4 protein-coding genes are annotated in these 3,743 nt (G+C 59.8%); 3 read left to right on the top strand and 1 reads right to left on the bottom strand.

Going from position 1 to position 3,743, the window contains the following annotated elements; translation table 11 throughout:
- Positions 1-467 (bottom strand): hypothetical protein (locus tag AB4043_RS17950; RefSeq protein WP_442307684.1); only part of this gene is annotated, 467 nt, incomplete at its 3' end.
- A 200-nt stretch (positions 468-667) separates the two neighbouring features.
- On the opposite strand from AB4043_RS17950, the gene AB4043_RS17945 reads away from it, so the two are divergent.
- The 3 genes from AB4043_RS17945 to AB4043_RS17935 all read left to right on the top strand — a co-directional run.
- Complete coding sequence (locus AB4043_RS17945) at positions 668-1,735, top strand: LacI family DNA-binding transcriptional regulator (RefSeq protein WP_442299104.1); 1,068 nt, start codon at positions 668-670, stop codon at positions 1,733-1,735.
- Positions 1,736-1,756: 21 nt separating this feature from the next.
- Positions 1,757-3,280, top strand: a complete 1,524-nt coding sequence (locus tag AB4043_RS17940; RefSeq protein ID WP_442299103.1) for a sugar ABC transporter ATP-binding protein — start codon at positions 1,757-1,759, stop codon at positions 3,278-3,280.
- Positions 3,277-3,743 (top strand): ABC transporter permease (locus tag AB4043_RS17935; RefSeq protein ID WP_442307683.1); only part of this gene is annotated, 467 nt, incomplete at its 3' end. The genes AB4043_RS17940 and AB4043_RS17935, both read left to right, overlap by 4 nt.

Below are 3,743 nucleotides of genomic sequence, written 5' to 3'. Positions count from 1 at the left end.
GTCAGGCTGAGAGCCTTGGCCAGGTCAGCGGCAGTTGCCTTGTTTGCATTGACGTGTGCCGTCGCTGCAGCTCCTCCGGTACCGGGAGCGGGGAAGTTCTTGGAGACGTAGTCGAGGATAGCAGCGAAGTCCTCATCGCTGGCGGTGGCTCCCATGTCTACCATCTTGGCGATGGTCGCTTCCCAACCTTCGCGGTTCTGCGGACGGCTCAGAATGTTGTTGGGCGAGTGGCAACGGCTGCACACACGCAGCGTCACATCGCGGCCCGGACCGGCGGGAAACTCAGGATGCTCGTCCTGCTGATACGCGGCCATTACGGCTGCCGGCGGATCGGCCGGCTTCGGCTCTGCGGTGACCGAAATAGCCACCAGACACAACGCAACCCCAATACCTGCACCCGTGAACTTCAGATACACCGGATTCAGCTTGCTTGTGAGCTGATTCCATTTCGTATGTAAAGCGCTCATTTCCCTCACCTTCCCGTTGGTAGACCCTGACGGGATTTTAACATTCTGACTTCTCACCAGGCCAACTGGTGAGCCAGATCGTAAGAGTCTGCGCGGTATTCGTTCGTGACCAAGCGTCGACTCTCATATACAGTCGCATGTAGAGTTGGTTGATGTATCTGGACGCATAGCCAACGATCTAAAGGAATTGTTCCCGGCCCATGGCACCGAATCAGAAAGAACTCGCGAAGCTCGCCGGCGTCTCCGCCGGTACGGTTTCAAACGTTATTAGCGGATCTGCGAAGGTAAGCGAACGCTCGCGGCAGAAGGTGCTGGAAGCGATCCGCGTCCTCAACTATCGGCCTAACCTGATCGCCCGGAGCCTGAAGACTAACCGTACCTACACGCTGGGCATCGTTATCCCCGACATCACGATTCCCTTCTTCCCGAAGATTGTGCGTGGCGCCGAAGCTGCGGCGCGTGAGCGTGGATACTTCCTCATCGTGCTTGACTCCGAAGGCAGCGCCGAGCGCGAGGACGATATGCTCGCCCTGCTGCGCGCTCAGCGGGTGGAAGGCATTCTGCTGGTAACGGCTCAATCACGCGAAGCTGCCGAGGCCGAAGATCCGCAAAGCGTCGCCGGCTCTCCGATCGTCTGCGTCGATCGCGTGCCGGTTGACCTGGAAGTTGACTCGGTCTGCGTCGATGACGCCGGCGCCTCCGAGATGGCAACGGCGCATCTCATCGAGAACGGTCATACCCGCATCGCCATCATCACCGGCCCGCTCTCGCTGCAGAATGAGCGTGAACGTCTTCGCGGCTATCGCAACGCATTGACCAACGCGGGCATTCCGGTGGACGACTCACTGATCTGGAATGCGGCGTTTGGCCAGGAGGTCGTCTCCGGCCTGTGCCAGCGGGGCTTTCGCACGGGCGATAGCAAGCCAACCGCACTGCTGGCCACCAACGGCGTGACCGGCATGGCTGCGCTCCGCAGCCTTTACTCGCTTGGCCTGCGTACGCCGCGGGACTTCGCCTTTGTGACCTTCGACCAGGTTAACGCTGAGGCTCTCTTTAAGCCCGGTATCTCTACCGTGGTACAGCCCACCTACGAGATGGGTCATCGCGCGGTGGAAGTACTGCTGCGGCGTATTGAAGGCGGAGAGCAGTCTCCACCTCCCATCACCCGCGTGCAGCTTCCAGCCGAGTTGGTCGTACGCGAGTCCTCTTCAAGCCGCCTGAAAGACGAGCCCGTAAAGAGCGAGACAAAGAAGCACGCGAAGGAATAAGCTGGTCCCCCAGTTTCCCGCATGCAAAACGTCTCATCGAACAGTGCTCCACCGCTCGCCATCGCGGCGAAGTCTCTGACGAAGTCCTATGCCGGTGTGCGGGCGCTTCGTTCCGGTTCGCTCGAACTGCTGCCTGGTGAAGTTCACGCCCTCATCGGTGAGAATGGCGCCGGCAAATCGACCCTGACCAAGATCATCACTGGAGCTATACACCCGGACTCCGGCGAGTTGGAGATCTTTGGTCAGCGCATCACGGAAAATGATCCCAACCGCTCCCGCTCTTTAGGCGTTGCTGCCATCTATCAGCAGCCAGCCATCTTCCCGCACCTCACGGTGGCGGAGAACATCTGCATGCCGCTGGAACGCGAAAAGAGGGGCATCACGGTGGACTGGCGCGGCCGCAAACAACGGGCGAAAGAGCTGATTCAATCCATCGGGGCAAATATTGATCCGGACCGACTAGCCGGAACGCTCAGCATGGCAGAACAACAGGTCGTAGAGATCGCCAAGGCGATCGGAGCAAAGGCGCGCATTCTGCTGATGGATGAGCCTACCGCCCTGCTCTCCGAGCGGGAGACAGAGAAGCTGTTCGCGCTGGTAAAGCGTCTCCGCTCCGAAGGCGTCGCCATCATCTACATCTCGCACCGGCTGGAGGAGATTCTTACGCTCGCCGACCGCATCACGGTGCTGCGCGATGGCGAGACCATCGCTTGCTGCAATGCCTGCGATGTCGACCGTGCGAAGTTGATTGAGCTGATGGTCGGCCGATCGATAGAGTCAGTCTTCCCCAAACGGTCAGTCTTTCCCGGTGAGGTAGCCATTGAGGTGAAGGGTCTTAACAATCCGGAGGCTGGGCTGCACGACATCTCGTTTTCGGTGCGCAAGGGAGAGATCTTCGGCTTGGCCGGCCTGGTGGGTTCGGGCCGCACCGAGCTTGCACGGACCCTCTTCGGCATTACTCCCGTACATAGGCCTATCACATTGCACGGACGCGAGATCACGATCGGCAGTCCCTCCGAAGCCATTGCAAATGGTCTCGGCTATCTACCCGAGGACCGTCGCCAGCATGGTGTGATTCTGGACATGAGTATCGCCAGCAATATCACGCTCGCCAGCCTGAATGAGGTGGCTAAGCGAGGCTTGCTGGACAGCGCCCGGGAACAGTCGGTCGCTGAGGGGTATCGCACCAGCCTACGCATCAAGGCTCCTGCCACCGATACCGTTGCCGGAGCACTCTCAGGCGGAAACCAGCAGAAGGTGGCGTTGGCGCGTTGGCTGGCCATCAAGCCGGGGATCATGATTCTGGATGAACCAACGCAGGGTGTGGACGTGGGTTCCAAATCAGAGATCCATGAACTCATCGTGGAGTTCGCGGAGCGCGGTATGGCTGTCATCCTCATCTCTTCGGAACTGCCGGAGGTGCTGGGGATGAGTGATCGCGTTGGAGTCTTTCATAACGGCACCATCGTCGCTACGCTCAGCCGGGAAGAAGCCACGCAGCAAAAGGTGATGTCGCTGGCCTTCGGCCATGAGGTAGACGCATGAAGGCGTACGCACGCGAGCTTGCCGTAGGCGCAACCATTCTGCTGGTGCTGGCGCTGCTGGCTGCGACCACACGCGGCTTCTTTACTGTCGACAACCTCTCTGACCTGTTTCTTGCGAATGTCCCCGTCCTTATCGTCTCTCTCGGTATGACCCTCATCATCCTGACCGGACAGATCGATATCTCCGTCGGGTCTGTCTTTGCTGTCTGCAGCATTGTCACGGGAGTGGCCGCACGCGCAGGTCTACCGGTATTGGTCGCCATGCTGATTGCCAGCGTTGTCGGCGCCCTTCTCGGCTCGTTCAACGGCGCCCTGGTCGCATGGATGCGTATGCCTTCCATCGTCGTAACGCTGGCATCGATGGTGGCCATTCGCGACGGCCTGCGCTGGCAGACGCAGGGCGCATGGGTGGGAGATCTTCCGGCCAGCTTCCAGAGATTCGGTCTCTCGCAGGCGGCTTATAC

This window comes from Terriglobus sp. YAF25 (assembly GCF_052113305.1).
Lineage (GTDB): Bacteria > Acidobacteriota > Terriglobia > Terriglobales > Acidobacteriaceae > Terriglobus.
The sequence above is the reverse complement of the archived record's forward strand: the minus strand, read 5'-3'. Positions and strand labels throughout refer to the sequence as shown.